This is a genomic window from Ammoniphilus soli (genome assembly GCF_040813775.1).
The window spans coordinates 1-16,483 of the sequence record NZ_JBEGDL010000006.1 but is presented as its reverse complement, the minus strand read 5'-3'; the positions used below and the strand labels follow the sequence as shown (position 1 = coordinate 16,483).

General features: G+C 37.0%; 18 protein-coding genes and 2 pseudogenes. 3 read left to right on the top strand and 17 right to left on the bottom strand.

All coding sequences use genetic code 11. The features are described from left to right. Positions 1 to 65 precede the first annotated feature (65 nt). The 10 genes from ABLT31_RS13685 to ABLT31_RS13640 form a co-directional block, all read right to left on the bottom strand. Positions 66 to 554, bottom strand: a complete 489-nt coding sequence (locus ABLT31_RS13685) for a GNAT family N-acetyltransferase (RefSeq protein WP_367752426.1) — start codon at positions 552 to 554, stop codon at positions 66 to 68. A 72-nt stretch (positions 555 to 626) separates the two neighbouring features. Next, entirely contained in the window at positions 627 to 1,199 is a 573-nt protein-coding gene (locus tag ABLT31_RS13680) for a nucleotidyltransferase family protein (protein WP_462976491.1), read from the bottom strand. Between the two features lie 171 nt (positions 1,200 to 1,370). Beyond that, a complete protein-coding gene (locus ABLT31_RS13675) occupies positions 1,371 to 1,727 on the bottom strand; it encodes a hypothetical protein (protein WP_367752422.1) in 357 nt (118 codons plus the stop codon). Between the two features lie 238 nt (positions 1,728 to 1,965). Then, positions 1,966 to 2,187, bottom strand: coding sequence for a hypothetical protein (locus tag ABLT31_RS13670; RefSeq protein ID WP_367752420.1), 222 nt, complete (start codon positions 2,185 to 2,187; stop codon positions 1,966 to 1,968). A gap of 121 nt (positions 2,188 to 2,308) precedes the next feature. Next, on the bottom strand, positions 2,309 to 3,166 hold the full coding sequence (locus ABLT31_RS13665; protein ID WP_367752418.1) for a hypothetical protein: 858 nt from the start codon (positions 3,164 to 3,166) through the stop codon (positions 2,309 to 2,311). 140 nt (positions 3,167 to 3,306) lie between these two features. Then, positions 3,307 to 3,624, bottom strand: coding sequence for a hypothetical protein (locus tag ABLT31_RS13660; RefSeq protein WP_367752416.1), 318 nt, complete (start codon positions 3,622 to 3,624; stop codon positions 3,307 to 3,309). 202 nt (positions 3,625 to 3,826) lie between these two features. Further along, complete coding sequence (locus ABLT31_RS13655; RefSeq protein WP_367752414.1) at positions 3,827 to 4,510, bottom strand: DUF3600 domain-containing protein; 684 nt, start codon at positions 4,508 to 4,510, stop codon at positions 3,827 to 3,829. Further along, positions 4,500 to 5,078 carry a sigma-70 family RNA polymerase sigma factor gene (locus ABLT31_RS13650; RefSeq protein WP_367752412.1) on the bottom strand — a complete coding sequence of 193 codons (579 nt, stop codon included), beginning with the start codon at positions 5,076 to 5,078 and terminating at the stop codon, positions 4,500 to 4,502. Before ABLT31_RS13650 ends, ABLT31_RS13655 begins: the two co-directional genes overlap by 11 nt. A gap of 214 nt (positions 5,079 to 5,292) precedes the next feature. After that, the gene (locus ABLT31_RS13645; RefSeq protein ID WP_367752410.1) at positions 5,293 to 6,051 is read right to left on the bottom strand and encodes a hypothetical protein; all 759 of its coding nucleotides are present in this window, start codon (positions 6,049 to 6,051) and stop codon (positions 5,293 to 5,295) included. Positions 6,052 to 6,191: 140 nt separating this feature from the next. Continuing rightward, complete coding sequence (locus ABLT31_RS13640; protein WP_367752408.1) at positions 6,192 to 6,779, bottom strand: hypothetical protein; 588 nt, start codon at positions 6,777 to 6,779, stop codon at positions 6,192 to 6,194. Between the two features lie 397 nt (positions 6,780 to 7,176). Here ABLT31_RS13640 and ABLT31_RS13635 point away from each other — a divergent pair, with 397 nt between their 5' ends. Further along, complete coding sequence (locus tag ABLT31_RS13635) at positions 7,177 to 7,434, top strand: HPr family phosphocarrier protein (protein WP_367752406.1); 258 nt, start codon at positions 7,177 to 7,179, stop codon at positions 7,432 to 7,434. Between the two features lie 110 nt (positions 7,435 to 7,544). Here the strand turns inward: ABLT31_RS13635 and ABLT31_RS13630 are convergent. From ABLT31_RS13630 to ABLT31_RS13605, 6 genes and pseudogenes are all read right to left on the bottom strand, one after another. Beyond that, positions 7,545 to 7,808, bottom strand: a pseudogene (locus ABLT31_RS13630) (GerAB/ArcD/ProY family transporter); the annotation flags it as partial. Positions 7,809 to 7,884: 76 nt separating this feature from the next. Then, positions 7,885 to 9,000 carry a GerAB/ArcD/ProY family transporter gene (locus tag ABLT31_RS13625; protein ID WP_367752404.1) on the bottom strand — a complete coding sequence of 372 codons (1,116 nt, stop codon included), beginning with the start codon at positions 8,998 to 9,000 and terminating at the stop codon, positions 7,885 to 7,887. Between the two features lie 14 nt (positions 9,001 to 9,014). Continuing rightward, positions 9,015 to 9,248: a hypothetical protein gene (locus tag ABLT31_RS13620; protein ID WP_367752402.1), complete on the bottom strand. Its 234-nt coding sequence runs from the start codon at positions 9,246 to 9,248 to the stop codon at positions 9,015 to 9,017. Positions 9,249 to 9,253: 5 nt separating this feature from the next. Further along, positions 9,254 to 10,456 (bottom strand): Ger(x)C family spore germination protein, encoded by a 1,203-nt coding sequence (locus ABLT31_RS13615; RefSeq protein ID WP_367752400.1) that lies wholly within the window; start codon positions 10,454 to 10,456, stop codon positions 9,254 to 9,256. A 16-nt stretch (positions 10,457 to 10,472) separates the two neighbouring features. Next, positions 10,473 to 12,089, bottom strand: a complete 1,617-nt coding sequence (locus ABLT31_RS13610) for a spore germination protein (RefSeq protein ID WP_367752398.1) — start codon at positions 12,087 to 12,089, stop codon at positions 10,473 to 10,475. A 47-nt stretch (positions 12,090 to 12,136) separates the two neighbouring features. Continuing rightward, a complete protein-coding gene (locus ABLT31_RS13605; protein WP_367752396.1) occupies positions 12,137 to 12,928 on the bottom strand; it encodes a hypothetical protein in 792 nt (263 codons plus the stop codon). A gap of 1,148 nt (positions 12,929 to 14,076) precedes the next feature. Between ABLT31_RS13605 and ABLT31_RS13600 the strand changes: the two genes are divergently transcribed. Together ABLT31_RS13600 and ABLT31_RS13595 are read left to right on the top strand one after the other, a co-directional pair. Then, complete coding sequence (locus tag ABLT31_RS13600) at positions 14,077 to 14,499, top strand: MarR family winged helix-turn-helix transcriptional regulator (protein ID WP_367752394.1); 423 nt, start codon at positions 14,077 to 14,079, stop codon at positions 14,497 to 14,499. A 35-nt stretch (positions 14,500 to 14,534) separates the two neighbouring features. Further along, complete coding sequence (locus ABLT31_RS13595) at positions 14,535 to 15,266, top strand: TSUP family transporter (protein ID WP_367752392.1); 732 nt, start codon at positions 14,535 to 14,537, stop codon at positions 15,264 to 15,266. Positions 15,267 to 15,375: 109 nt separating this feature from the next. Here ABLT31_RS13595 and ABLT31_RS13590 read toward each other — a convergent pair. After that, positions 15,376 to 15,684 (bottom strand): annotated as a pseudogene (locus ABLT31_RS13590) (helix-turn-helix domain-containing protein); the annotation flags it as partial. Positions 15,685 to 16,483: the final 799 nt, after the last annotated feature.

Sequence of the window (16,483 nt, the reverse complement as noted above, 5' to 3'; positions counted from 1 at the left end):
TATCGAGGCGCTCCTTTTTTGGCAAAGACGATTTCTTAGCCTATACAGGAATGTTTAGTAAAGTATTAAAGTTCTTTACCAAGTTGTTTTTTCATAGAGACCACTCGTATTTTTATTCCATTCGGTTTATTAACCACTTCTTCGGCGTAAATATAATAGCCTAGAGAATTATATAATTTGATATTTCTTGGTATTGTCAAACGAACCTTACAAAAAATACTTGGTTTTGAATTTTTTATTGCATAACCCTCTAACCAGTTCAATATGGCTTTGGCTATCCCTTTTCCCTGCTTTTCTGGTAGCACTGACAGCCTATAAAAGTAAACACCATTTTCTTTGAATTTAAAACGTACGAGACCTACTGGCTTGCTATCTTTATAACAAATGGCAGCCTGTTCATCCTCTTTCTGTAAAGCATCAGTAATGGATTCAATCGTTTCATATAATGCACTCGAAGGTGGAATTTCATTTTTGTATTCCAAAAATGCTTTAATCATCACTTCATGTATTAAGGATGCATCTCCTACTTCCGCTAATCTAATATATAAGTTCATTTGTATAAATCACCCCTCTCCCTACTATCGATCTCAAATAGCCTTAATAAGCGGGGAAAAGTGAAACTACCTCTAAGCCATATGAATGATGTTGAGTTTATGCCATCGTGCTTCCCAATTTTTTTTATGTAACCTATCTTCGTAAATTTTAGCTTTAATAAAATTGTTTTGGATAAAATGTTTCGTTGGTCTAACTATCAAGTTTATAAGGTCTTCAATTCCGCAAGGTGTTAGCAAGTCAATGCTATTTTCCTCATTCAAACGAACAGCAATTGCTGTTGCTGTTTCAGGAAATTTAGATACTGCATCTTCTGTTGATTTATAAGGATGGTCACCATTTCGCCTGTGCATCCTTGCTTGATTTTTTACTGACCAGTTTATTTTCGGATTTACGGCGCATAATCTTTCTTCAATAGACTTATCTATTTCTCCATCAATATGGCTTAAATCAAAATAAATCACATCGACATCTGTTATCTCGGTTGGTTCTTCAAAACCATGCAAAGCATCCCAAATCTTGTTACGAATAATCCCTGCACAAACCCAACAATCTAACAGTTTAAGGGACTTAACTATATTAAGTATCTCCATTATCATGTCATCGTTTTGTATTAAATCAACTATATCTTTGTGATTTTTTATCATCATTCACCACCGCTGAAAAGTTTAAAAATACCTCTTTATTATACCATATATATCCAATCTGAATTTCAACAGTTTAACTAAACTGCTTCGTTACCGCAGCAACGAAACAGGGAACGGATGCCGATTACGTTCCCATGCTATCGATCTCCGTTAGCGTTGAAGATGAAATGGCTACTTTATTTTTACTGCTTTTCCACCCTTTGATTCATAAAGTTTCAATGACTTTCCCTGTTCTGTTCGCGGATAATACTCTACTTCACAATAATAATTTCCTTCTTCTGCTTTTCGATAATCTTGTGTCGGAAATATTATACTACGGTCTTCAAAGTTGGCTTCCAATCGCCCTCCTCTGCCACTGAATATAACAATCTCACAGTTTCCTTCGTATCGTTCTGTCTTATCAGCCAAAACATTAGGCAGGTCTGTTAGAAAATGAACGAATAGAGACCCTGATAGCAGAATAAAGAAAGTGACTACAAGAGTGTCCTTAATCGGCATTTTATAAGAATCTCCATTTTTCTTTTTCATTTTGTAAAGATGCCACAGATATGCTGACATACCCATAAGCATCGCGAATGACAATATCAAATAAAAGAAATACTGAGTCATTTTCTCACTTCCAAGTCATTTTGGTTTCAATCCGTATTAAACTGCCCCGTTAACTCAATAACTACCTGAATACATTTTAATGCTGTTTCTATTTTTTGGAAAAAATAGAAACAGCAAGGGAGATGCCTTTTATCATCCCTTGCCTTCTTACTGACGTTTATTTCTCTTGTTGCTTTTTCTTATACATCTCTTTTAGTACATCTGGTTCAGGGATGTTATTTAATATCTTTATTAGTGCATCTACACATTTTTTACTTGTAAAGTCACCTTTTTCATCTTTTGCCATTTCTAAATAAGCTGCGGTCATCATTACAATGCTTTTAGCATCTGACTCATCCAAAGCAATGATTTTTTCTCTTGTTTTATCTAAATCGAACATAGAATTATCTCCCTAAATTTGATTAAATGTATATTAGTAACCTGCCCTTTAGCAGAACAAAAACTGGACTGCCGGATGCAGCCCAGTTGTCGAACAATCGAAACCCGATAGTGGAATAATTTTATTTGTACTTTTTATCCCATTCTTGCTGCCATGTTGTCAAATCTTTGCCTTGTACTTCTTCAAGTGTTTTTCCGTCCAATGACCAATACCCGCCTCTTACTGATACATCATCTGTAACAGGTAATGAAGTGCCTCCGATAGCTTTGCCATCAACAACATAAACATACACTTCTGTTTTACCTTTCGATTTAACATTATTTGATTCCCAATTATCAAGCGGATGATTTTCCACAACGAATTTTTGAATATCAACTGTTTTTCCAAAATATTCACTTGGTTCAACCGTTTGTAATCCCCAAGCAATCGCGTATGGTGAGGTTGTGATTTTTTCTTTTGATAATTCATAGGTTTCAACGCTGCCTTCGATAGAAAGCACCTTGTATCCTTTTTGTTCAAGATATTGAGCAACTGGATTTTTAGACGAAGATGATGGAGTATCATTTTTTTCTTTAAATTGCTTTAATAACGTGCTTTTTAAAATTTCACCATTTTCTTTATCTAATTTTCCATAACCTTCTTTTTCATTATTACTGATAATGGTTGCAGTACCGTCACTATTAAACCAAATCCTATATTCAGGCATATTTTTATCAAATTCGAAAAATAAAGTAGCTAATACATCCTCTTTTCTAGACATTTCAACTTTCGTGTTCGATTCCCACTTCACTTTTTCAAAAGTCGTTCTTAATAAATCGATCGATTCCTTGTCTGTAATCGTAGCAAAGTTTTCACCGTATTTTCCATCTGAATTGATTTCTTGAACATCCACTCTTTTTAATGTTTCCTGTTCGCTACAACCCACTAGCATCATCATAAAAACAGAAAGTAGAGCAAAATACAATATTATTTTTTTCATCACACACCTCCATATATCAGTTATTTGTTAGACGTTTGCGGTTATCCTTGGGTTACTTTTTAATTTTACGATAATTTTCCAAATACGAACGAAATAAAAAAAGAATCACGAAAGCTCGGCAAATGCCGAGCTTTTTGTCATTATTTTTCTTTTTTAAAATAGAACCCTGTCCCTTTTTCCTGCGGAACAAACCCTGCTAAAGTTGACGAATTCTCTACCATTTCTTGTTCTTCTGCTGTTATAACCGTAGTAACGTCCCTTTTTTCTCGCATTTCTTGTTCCTCCACTGTTACAACTCTATATTGATCTCCATCTTCAATGTTTGCTCCTAAAGACGCAATTTCTGATATTGGTTGTTCTTTTACCAATACTTCTGTGCTTTCAAAGTCATTCATAAATCCAATTGATAGTGCGAGAACTCCTACAAAACCAAGAACAGAAACTAATTTTCTTTTCATAAATAAACCTCCGAGTAAGTTTTTTTCCAAATTGTTACATCCTATTGCTGTAAACATAATACCATGACTTCCTTTTAGCTGAACAAAAAAAGAACTGCCGAACGAAGCCCACCTTATCTAACAATCGATCTCCGTTACTTAAATAAAAAAAAGAGGAGTGATTCATATCGACTCCTCGAAAGTCAATTTCCAATTATAACTTCTAGCGTTTTTCATCAACGTATTTGTAAAATTCCCACGCTTTTTTATATTGTTCTCGATACTCTATTGGAACATCGTTTGCATCATAAATCGGATTCATCCCTGTCTTTGCCCTGATTTTTTCCATGGTCATTTCAGCTTCTAAGTACATTACAAATTCTTGCGCAGTCAATACCTCTTTTGTTGATTTTTCACCATTTAATTCATCAAAATATGGCTGTATAGCTGCTTTCGCTTTCTTAATTTCATCAATTTTTTCTTTTGGTAAATGATCGTAATCAATATCTCCGTTCTTGTTTCCATATTCCATTTTTGCCGAAGTCACTGCTTTTACCAAAGTTTTAAATTCGTCGTACTTTTTATCACCAAGTTCCGATTTAGCTGTGGTTAATTTGGCGTTGAAAAGCAGATATTTCTCCATGGTAGCCGTTGCAATCTTCATCTTCAATCGATCAAACGATCCATATATATCATCTGCTAACAAACTATAAGCGAGTGCAGATGTGGGGATCAAGAGCATGGCAGCTAACACAAAGGTCAGTAAAGGTTTTCTCTGTTTCCCTTTACTTTCCCCATAAAGATGTAACTCGTAAGATGTACGAACACGTTGATCGAGTTCATTTGGGAATTTCATTTTCTTGGCATGGTTATGTAACTTTTCGCGTAATTGATTTTCAATGGACATCAAATAAACTCACCTTTCCTTCCTTTAAGTTTCCGCACTTTTTACGAAGTTCTTTTATCGCTAGATTATGCCTTGACTTAACCGTACCAATAGGTATCTCAAGCAGTGTGGCAATTTCCTCAAGTGTATAGTCATGAAAATATCGTAGTGTAATAACAGCTCGAAGTTTGTACGATAACTTTTGAACTTCTGAAACAATTTCATCGCGTGTTTCATTTTGTAAAGTATGGTCGTCAGTCTGAACGATTGTTTCACCCGTACTCATTTCTTTTTGTCGATTTATTAATCGGAGTCTCCTCCAAATTTTCCTTCGCCAATCATGAACTTGACGAACGACTAATCCATGCAACCAATAACGAAAAGGACGACTCGAATCGTATTTAGTTAGTGATTTCCATAACTGAATATAGACTTCATTTACGATGTCGTTTACATCGTGCGGATTACCCGCGAGAAAAGATACCGTTCTATAAACATCATCACGGGTGTACAAATATATCTTTTCAAAAGCGAGTCCATCCCCATTAACAGCCTGTTCCAACCAGCATCTTAGTTCTTGATCACTCATGATTTCATCCTTTCACTTCCTGTTCGAATGATTTCTTCACTCTATATTCGCTCTGAGTTTAAAAATGGTTCAGTAAAAATATGATTTATTTCCAATGAATTTATTTCGCTATTCTAATGCCCGGTTTTTCAACAATGTAAAAGAGGAGCTGTTGTCGTCCCAGCTCCTCAACTATAGATCTCCGTTAGTTCAGGAAAAAGTTATTTTCGGTAATTTACTTCTTATAATTGTAAACAGTTCTTTCCAAAACTCCATTTGTTATAAAACCTCTAACTAACTTAACTATTTTTCCTTCTTCATCAAGTTCTACCTCATATTTTTGTTCATCGTACAATTCAATTTGTGGAGTTACATTAAATACACTTACTTCCGAAAATATATTGTTTTTGTAGAAGTAATCTTCGTAATAAAGGTCTGCGTACTCTTGCAATCCACAAACGCAATATTCATATTTAACGATATTTCCATTGTCATAGGTACATCTGGACACTGTATTTATTTGTCCCATATTATCAAACCCTAACCCGATAACAATGTTTTTGTTGTAAATCAAATACTCTTCATCATATCGACTATCTGGAGTCGTAAACTCATTTACTCCTCTTACCCTAATCAGCCTATTTTCCATGTCAAAACCGTATTCATAAGAATATTTTCCAAAGTCAGGTTTTCTTTTCAAAAGTCTTCCTCTTTTAGCATTACCAACGATTAAATCTAAAACTGGACTTGGACAATAATATCCTCTATGTAATACTTCACCACCCTTTGAATATTCAAACTTAAGAATATCCTTTTCAGTTGAAGTTCGTAATTGAGGAAGTTTATGTGCATATTCATTTCTGATGTTTACTAACTCTGAAATAATGTTTTTGAAGTTATTTAATTTATCTTCATCGATTTGAATGTTTGAATTTTTTATTTCTTCTCTTGATGATTGGAGCATTTTTTCCAACATACGTTCAAAATCGTCCATATAATCACCTGTTTTTATTTTTTACATTATTTAGTTGATTATAATACTTTTTTATCCTTTATTTAAACTATGCCCGTTACCGCAACAATGCAGCAAGGGACGGATCACGATCCTGTCCCCTGCTATCGAATCCCGTTTGTTCAATTCATCGATTGTAATTTTTTTCGTGTTTCCTCTATATTTAAGATTTCATAGTCCAGAACGAACTTAGAATGAGGAAGATAACGAATGATAATCCACCTATCGGGAGATTCTTCAATATCCCCAAAACGGAATTCAACATTATCAACCACAACTTCCCAATAGCTTGATTGTCGAGATAAGTAGTATTCAAACTTACTAGGAACTCCTTCGACTACTTCATATTCATTTTTAAAAAAAGAGGGTAAGTCAACCCATTCTTGAGAAATTCCCATCATACCCATTGCTAAAAAAAGTTGAACGTATCGTTGTTTTCCGAATTCCTTGCGAAAAAGGATTATAATACTGATTACTGCAAGTAAGACAATCGGCATTGTTACAACCCAGTACACTGTTATCAATGAGCGGAAAGATGTAAATAACGAAACTAGAAAGATCACGAACCAAACAATATTGAGTGTTTTATCGAAAGGTTTTAATTTCGCGTTTATCTCTAACAAAAACGGTAACGGAGAGTCCTGCCAAATAAATTTCCAAATGCGTTTTCTCCAAGAGTTGTTATGAAGGTCTTTTTCTTCTTTTTCCACGGTCCATCACCTTATCACTTTGGTTTCGTATAGTATGGAACAAAAGTAATTAGTTGTATCATTTAGTTTTCTTGTTGAACTAATCTCCCGTTACCGTAGCAGCGAAGCAGGGTACGGATGCCGATCCCGTTCCCCTGCTATCGAATCCCGATAGCTTAATAACTAATCAAATATCATCTATGTTAAAAAGCCCTTCATATGACAATTTAAGGGCTAAAAAATTTATTCAATCTTCTTTTTGATGAAGTTTTTTATTACCGATTTCAACACCTTTGTAATCATTATTGTTATATTTCATGATACCAAATACCAAAAATTAACACTCTATTAATATACTAAAGGTATAAGGTTAAGGTTTAATTGGTAATATGATACTAAAAATTAGGAGGAATAAAAGATGGTTCAAGAGAAAGTGTTAATCAAATTAAAGAATGGTCTTCAATCACGTCAAGCCGCTTTTTTTGTTCAAGAAGCAAGCCGTTTTGCTTCAGAAATATATATCGAGGATGGAAACAAAAAATTAAATGCAAAAAGTATTATAGGCGTTATGAGTTTAGCCGTTAGATCAGGATCGGAGGTGATTATTTCTGCTAAAGGCTCTGATGCGATGGATGCGGTTAAAAGCCTGAAACAGTTAGTTAGCAAAGAAGGATAGTTATTTTCAGTATATCGATACGAAGTCATAGTTGGTTGCCTTAACAGTGGTTTCTTGACCCTTCTTCTTCCTCTGTTTGTTTTGAGGATGCAAGGAACCGTTAGAAATAAAAGGGATATGGCTTTTCCGGCCCATTTTCCTAAAATGATCTGACTATATTCAACCAAGGTCATACGGGGAAAGAGTTTCCCTAGCGTGTTGTATAACCATACCAATAATAAACCTGCGCAGGTGCCAATAATAGCAGCGACCCAAGCATCTTGTTTGGCTTCGGTTGCAAGAAGGGATGGTGTAAGCAAGATGGAAGTCCCTACAGTAAACATGATCACTAATATCATAAATTGACGTGCCTTTATTTTTCCGTTTTCAAGCATCTTTTCATCGTTCCTTTTAAATGACTGAAATTATATCAGCAAGTGTTTGTCAAAAAACAGTAATTGGCTCATCGTCTTATAAACATTTGTTCGACGTTCCTGTCCCCTGCTTTTTTCGAAATGCAGCCACTCCCGCCAATAAAATCGGGAAGAACAGTCCAAAAGTTAAGGAATAAGGTGTCCAAATCTTTGCAATGAATGATTGAAAATAGACAATATTAGGATAGTTTGTAATAGATAAGACGATAATGATCATCCCCAAGGGAAAGATCAGAAAGCGATAATCCTTCAGTTTGAACGTTTGGGCAAAGGAAACGGTAGATACATAAAAAACAATGGCCAGCTTGAAATAGATCGTAATAAACCAAATACCTGCTACCATAGCCTCTACCCGCTGCAAAAAGTTACCCACATTGATTTTTTTGGCTAATGTATAGCTTGGATACATTTGTCTCTCAGTAAGATCCGGACCAAGAACTAAAATACTCAGCGATGTGATGACAATTAATAGGATACCTCCCATCAATGTTCCCAGCAAAAAGGCTTTTTTGGCTTCTTGGTTTCGATTAACATATGGAAATATCATTAATAACATCACCAGTTGTAAGTAAGGAAGGCCAAGAACTTGAAAGGTACCTGCCATGACAGGTTTGATTCCCTCTTCCAGTATAGGTTGTATTTTTTGCAATTCTATTTGAGGGGCAATGGATAGAACCAAAATAAAAAACAGAAATAGCACCCAGGGAAGTAAAATTTCTGATGCACGGGCAAACGTCTCAAGTCCTAAACGCACCCCCATCACGACAATCATGAAGAAAATGATATGAATCGCTTGAATCGGCGTTTCCGGCAGAATTTGTGTTGTCATAAAATCCCCAATAGCGCGAAGCAACCCGGCAGCATGAAGAAAAAAATAGATAAAAAATAGGAAGGAAACAATTTTCCCCAGCCACTTCCCCAGAATTTCCTCGCAATATTCAGCAAGAGTCATCTCCGGAAACCGACTGCCGAGATGGCTGTACAATAACACTAATAATAACCCTATCGCTACTCCTACTATGGAAGCAATCCAAGCGTCTTGTTTCGCTTGAGAAACAAGTTGGGATGGAGCTACCAAGACACTGCCGCCGATGGTAAACATAATGACTAGTATAGTAAATTGCTTTATCCCGATTTTACCGTTCTCTAACATTTTTTCACCCCTTTCTACTTCAACAAACCGTAGAGGAAATCACTGAATGGTTTATAAAGGGCCGTGATCCAATCGAGGGGGTTCGGGATCTCCTTATTAAGTACCATCGCGATGCTGAGTCCGGTGCCACATACAAGTAGGATGGAAAATACCCACAATTCCTTTCGTAGCTTTTTTTTAAAAAGCGAAGGAACTTCCATCATGGCCAAAATACCGCTTATGAAAAGGATTCCTACAGTTGCCCACATTCAATCTACTCCTTTAACTCTTTTAAAAACGAATTGTTAACCGTACCGATCCGACGGATTTTTACTTCTACCTTTACATTCACCGGCAAGTCTGAAAAGGTCTGATCCCAATTCTTCTTTTTCTTTTTCCAATATGGAGGGTCTGCGCGATGGATCGCTTCCCCAAAACCGAATATATCCGCCTTATATTTTTTTTGAGCCTTGTTTATAACGGCTTCTATTTGATCTTGGATTTCCTTTTCCGTTCTCGTTTCCAGATCATATATCGTTTGGGTCTTGGTTAAATCCAGATCTTTACATTCTACATCCCCTACATTCGCTTCCGACCGAACTTTCACATCGATTTCGGGTTTTCCTTGTTTTACCTTCCCCTCGACATGGGTTTTGCTTCGTATGATTTCCACACCCAGCTTCCCCCCTTTAGGGCATGGAAAGGCCACAATCGTACTTTGCACTTTATCGTCGATAAAGGAAAACCCTTTACTTTCCGTCTCATTAAGCCAGCCCATTAATTTATCCTTTTTAAACGCAGCCAGGCCAGCATAAGTTAATTTCGCAGGAGAATCAATCTGTTCTATATTCTGTTTGCTTTCCCCCAACCCTTGCTCCCCTTTGATGTAAATTCCGGTCAGCATCGGATGCTTTCCCTCGCTAACCATATTAGAGATTAGTTCGTCTAATGTAATACTTATCGTTGGTGCCCATGCTTTCTCTGAGGATTCTAAGGAAGAGAACATCTTATTCGCCGGGATGTTTTCCATAGGGGTTAATACTTTCAAAATCTCTTTAGCTTGGATCCCTTTAGAAACTACAATGTAAAAATCAGTCCGTATTTCCGCTTCCCTGGAGAACAGATCCAGTGTTTCGCCTATGCCTTCCTTGGCCAATTCCTCTCCGATGATCAGCATACGGAGATGGGCGCCATATAACTTTCGCGGAGCCACCGTTGTCATTTTTCGAATGGCCTCAAAGACGGTTCCTGCTTTCTCTTGATACACCGATACCGGGGTACCACCCGTTCCCCCTTTTTGACTAGCCACTTCGCCGGGATTCACCACTTGAGCAGTCACGACATATTGATCTCCCAATTTATCGAAGGCAAAAGCAGTTACAATAGCCAATTCGTTCAATTCCCGACGATTCCAGCAACCGGTCAGAAGGGGGATCAACAGGATCAAGATGAACCCTATTCGACATGTTCGATTCATCGATGTTCCTCCTTTTTCAGGTTTTCCTTTTTTGTTCCCGGGGATCGGGTTTTGCGGTTGGAGGATTATCCTCCCGGATCACGTTTTTCTGACTGATTAACCGGGGACGAGAAAACATCCCCCACAAGGGTACACGGAAAATCATGTCTTTCTGGTCGGAAAGAATAAAGGGAGCAAAGGGGCTCATATACGGAACACCGAAGGAGCGCAAACTACACAGATGAAGAACGAGAGCAATTAAGCCTATGGTAATCCCGAATAATCCAAAAGAAGCGGCTAACCCCATGAGCCCAAAACGCAAAATTCTCACGGAGATCGCCATATTAAAAGACGGAAAAACAAAACTAGCAATCGCAGTAATCGATACGACGATGACCATGGCCGCGGATACGATTCCCGCTTCTACAGCCGCTTGTCCGATCACCAAGGCTCCCACAATGGATACCGCTTGTCCAACCGCTCTCGGCATGCGCACCCCAGCCTCACGCAAGATTTCAAAGGTCACTTCCATCATAATCGCCTCGATAAAAGCGGGAAAAGGAACACCCTCACGTTGAGCGGCCAGACTGATCAAGAGCTGGGTCGGAAGCATTTCCTGATGAAAAGTAGTCACAGCAATATAGAGGGACGGACCCATCAAGGCTATGAAAAAACAAATATAGCGCAGCAATCGCAGCAGAATTCCGATATCCGCACGTTGATAGTAGTCTTCCGAAGCCTGATAGAACATCCCGAAAAGCGCCGGAACAACCAGGACAAACGGGGTACCATCCACCAAAATGGCGATACGCCCCTCAAGAAGACTAGCAGCAACCGCATCCGGACGTTCTGTATTGTATATGGTAGGAAAGGGAGTATAGGTTTCATCCTGGATCAATTCCTCGATATAGCCGCTTTCGAGAATTCCGTCAATATCAATCCGATCTAAACGGGTGCGGACTTCCTCAATAATCTTGTCATTGGCGATTCCTTTTATATACATAATAGCCACATTGGTTTTGGTGACCCTACCAATCTGACGAGTTTCCAGCCATAGGTTTGGATCTTTAATTTTTCTCCTTATCAGGGCCGTATTCGTTCGAATATTCTCCGAAAACCCCTCTCTAGGTCCCCGAACCACCGTTTGAGCGGAAGGTTCCGTTACCCCGCGGTCTTCCCATCCCTTCAATCCAATGGTAAAACCAGAGTTATATCCATCCACCAGGATCACGGTATCCCCGGATAACACCGCCGTGAATAAAGATTCAAAATCCGCAACCTCTTTGATTTCAGCTACGGTTAATACGAAATCTTTTAAAATGGAGAGTGGATCTTTACTGGAGGAAATTTTCTGATCGAGGTCGATTTTACGCATGTCCAACATCAGGGATTCCATGATGAAATTGTTTACGGATTTGGTGTCTGCCAAACCATCCGTATAAAAAACCGCCGCTCTGATCCTTCCTTGTGTTCCGATTAAAATCTCTCGAATAACGATATCGCTGCTGTTTCCAAGTGAATCTTTTACCTTCTGAATATTTGTCCGTAAGCTAGTAGATAATGGCTCCTTGTCTTTGGCCTCTTGATTCGGAGAATCTTTTTCATGGGAGCGACGTTTAAAAATATTTTTGAAAGTCCGCTTAATAAAGCCCATACCTGTCCCTCTCTACTATGAATTTCAACCCTATTATTAACGAGATGTCATCTTAATAAACTCCCTATTATTAATTTTTCGCCTGTATCCTCTTTTCTGATAATTTGTTTCGCGATCCATTCCTTCACCTTATATAATCGTGAATCAAAAGCCATTTGGAATAGACCGGTGAGTCTGTATTGGAAAAAATATTTTTTTCTTAAATTTTTTATTGCTTCTTGATAGGAAGAAAAACCAATTTCCTCAAAAAGAAGAACGTCCATTCTTTGTTTCACATGGATTGGATTCTTCCAATAATTCATCGGGACATTTGAAAACTGCCATGGATGAAATTGATCCGGATAGATTGCATTGATGACTCGATAAGGTGAATCATTAAATAGACGAATAATGCCAAGAAGCCCACGTTCTCTAAAAAAGTGATGGTTTATCTTTTGAGGGATTTCTTGATGAGGAATGTTGCATTTTACTTCAATTACATATTTGACCGTTTCGATTGCTCTTGTTCGCCCTCCCGTTCCACACCAGTAATGATTCGAAACTTGACGAAACTCCCAAGGTTGAAATTTTCCAGGATAAGCGTTTTGAATTACGTCAAGGAAGTTCCATCCGAAAAACTGGGCTGGAGGACGCAACCGGTGGTTCCAAAGGATTTCTGCTTTCACTCGTTTGGAAATGTCTTTAACGGGAATATTCAAATATTCTTCTAGTAGATAACGAGTTAAGTAGGCTAAATACTTCTTGCCTTGTTCCCCAACGAAAAAATGATTAGGAAATCTAGCTCTATGCCCTTTCAATATTTGACGGTAAATGTCAATGACTTTCTCTTTTTCCGTCATCTTTGGTCTCTCCTCTCGACTTTATACTTTTATTCTCCCCAATTGTTATGATTTTCAATCTATTCAGTTATAATGGTTTTTTCGAGTAGTCTGGAAACCTTTTAATGAATTTCAACAAGGAAAATTAAGACTCGTTCCTGACGGTCTTTTCAATTTACTTTCAAGAGCAATGACTAGATAACACTTGATCGAATTTGTTGTATTAACGGGGTCCGATAGCAGTGAAATAACAGAGACCAGTTACACGTGTTTGTTTAAGATCCAAAAGAGCAACTATAAAAATTAGAAGACCCCTTCCATTGCATTGAAGGGGTTTGATTTCCAAGTTAGATCTCAAATTGTCTTAACTGTTCATCCGTTAGCTCTGACTAGTCAATTCCATGTTCTAAACAATATTGATACATTTTCCAAACATTGGTATCGAGGTGCCCTCGTTTCTTGTGGGATGGAGTATAGACCGTCAGGAAATCCACTATCAAATGAACTATCGTTCCATTCAGCTTTTTTCACAAATTGAACCTTCAAGCCGGTTTCGGTCCGAGTCGTGAATGAGATTCGATCTTTTCTAGCCATAAAAGAAACACCTCTTTTTAAATTTGACATTCAGTCACTAAGCGTTGGGCTGTGTATTATCAAAAAATAAATCATGGCTCTTTCCGATTTGAGTTGCACCCTAATCCAATATAGTAGGGAATCCTCTCCGTTTTGGAGGTCAACTGCATAAATCCTTCGAAACCAGATTCGATACTCCGTTTAAAAGCAAAAGCAATGAAGTGTTTCCCAACTCCTCTATAATGCGTTTTTTGAAATTAATTGTGTCTCAGGAGATGAAGGCTTATCCTTTATCCAGTCCCTTAGGGAAATGTTCGTAATGATGTTCTAGACTCCTTTAAGGGGTACCGCCGACAAAACGTGAAAAACGTACGTTAATACATATTATGGAAATTAAAAAGACGATTCTCCTACTGCTTATTATCAAGAACCGTCTTTTTTTGTTTATTTCGCTATCGAATCCGGCTTTAGTATCGGTTCATAAAAGAATGAATTTAGAAGATATATTAAAACTTCAAAATTTAATTGTATAATCCATATTGTCATCATATAATTAGTTAGGAAACTAAATAATTGCATACAAGGGTGGGATAAGGATGATGAATAACCTCTTTGGACATAGAGTGAATATTTTGGGTAGATTGGTATCTAAAAAACTAAATAAAATGATCTCTTATACGGGGCTTACAGGTAGCCAGTGGCCCGTAATTGTACGATTATTACTCAGCGAAGAGTTAACCCAATCTGAGATTTGCGAACAACTTTCCATTGAGGCATCCACAGCGTCCCAAACTCTCTATAGAATGGAACAAATGGGTTGGGTTACTCGCATTGATGGAACAGACAAACGGGAAAAGAAAGTTATATTAACCAAGAAGGCAAAAGATCACCTATCCCTATGGTTTCAGGATACAAATTCCCTTGAAAAAAAACTGATGGATGAGATTCCGCTAGAAGATATAGCTGTATTTGATCGAGTTTTAGATAAGATGATTGATAACATGCGAAAAGAAAAATAAAAGTATACAATTTCAACTAAGGGGTCTGAGATCATATGTGGGAACTGATTTTGGTATTAGCCATTTTATTTATCGGCAGTTTTATTCAAGGGGCAAGCGGATTTGGTTTTGGTTTATTCTCTATGGGACTTCTCCCTACTTTGTTAAGTTTAAAGAATAGCACATTATTAGTATTGGCTTTGACTGTCATTTTGTCTTTAAACATAGCTATTAAATTCGCAAAATACATTCAAGTCAAAGAACTTATTTATATTGTAAGTTCTGCTTTAGCTGGTCGTGTTTTATCATTCTTTTTCCTTAATTTCTTTGGTGACATGGATATTATGAAAAAACTATTAGGTTTTGTTCTTATTGGGATGGTAATTTATCTATATTTAAATGGAAAACAAACTTATACCCCAGCCTTCGAAAAACCAATATTCCCCATCTTAATCGGTTTTATTGGGGGGGTAATTGGAGGGGTATTTGCAGTAGGAGGACCCTTTTTCGTATTCTATTTCCTTCTTCGTTATGCAGAAAAAACTAGCTATAATGCCAATCTTCAAGCGTCCTTTGTTATTATGAATTGTTTTACAATCGTTCTTCATGGGATAAATGGGGATTTTAATAATAACTTATTCCTTTATTTATTGTTAGGAACGGTTGCTGTATTGTTCGGCGTAAACTTAGGGCTTAAATATTTTGAACGTCTACCTCGTGAATTAATAAAAAAACTTGCTTCTTTTATTGTGTTAATTGCAGGTTTAAATCTAATAATCTTTTCGTAACTAAGAAAAGCAAGATAAAATTAAGAATCATTGGGGTCAACTAACCCGATGATTCTTTATATAAATTATATCTGGTTATTAAACTATTCTACTCTTTAACTCAACAAATTCAATTATTATCCAGATCGGATAATCGTCTATACAAAGCTGACCTTGAAACATTTGTAATTTCACATATTTGCTTCACGGTCATTTTTCCTTCTTTATAGAGCTTTACTGCATAGTTAATCCCGGCATGTTTTTGGTGATACTTCTTGACTCTTCCACGGTATTTCCCTTCCTTTTTGGCAAGATCAATTCCCTCACGTTGACGCATTCGAATAAGATCACGCTCCAATTGATTTACTCCACCCATCACGGTCATAAGGAATTGACTGTAAGGATTTTCTTCGGATAGATCAAGCCATGAGTCTTTTAGGGGTAGTACCAACTTTTCGCGGAAAACATACGCTAAGGAATGAATCCTTGATACATAAGGATTTTTACACTCATCTCAAAAACGCAGGAATATGAGACTACTGAAATCTACTCTTAAAAGCACCTGTTATTGTACTTAAAACTGTTTCAAAACTCATCTTAAAATCAAAATCTCAATACCCTATATGGCTTAGAGTAAAGAAATCGTCTTTTTACCTTCCAAATAATGTCTTAGCGTATGTTTTCCGCGTTTGGTTGACTCTACCCCATATACAAAATAATTAAAGGAATGCAATTTGTTAAACTCTGGTGTGAAGAAACGGTAAAACCATCAATCTATATTATTCGAAGAATTTGGTTTTGAAAAAGAGCAATAAAAAGAAGAGCTCGGGATTTCCATAACTCTTCTTTTTATTAAAAGGGAAAATCAGAGTATGATATCAAAAATATTGACATAATTTTCCTATTATAATATACTGATATTAATGAATTTTATAATAATTTTTAGAAAGGAGGTAGATAAAATGTCTAAACCCTGTGCCTGTGGAAACACCCAAAACGCCCAAGGAAATTGTGATGGTTCCCACAACAACAAAAAGAAGGAAAAGAAATAAATAATGATGAAAAAACCTACTCGTTAGAGTAGGTTTTATTATTTCGTTTGTATTTCCTCTAATCCTAATACCTCTTCTTCCAAATCAGTAAGTAACGCCTGTCCTTCTATTGTTGGATGGACATCTCCATCTAGGGGTAGTACCACATGCCCATCAAGCTAAAATAAATCATTACCCTAAAAAGAA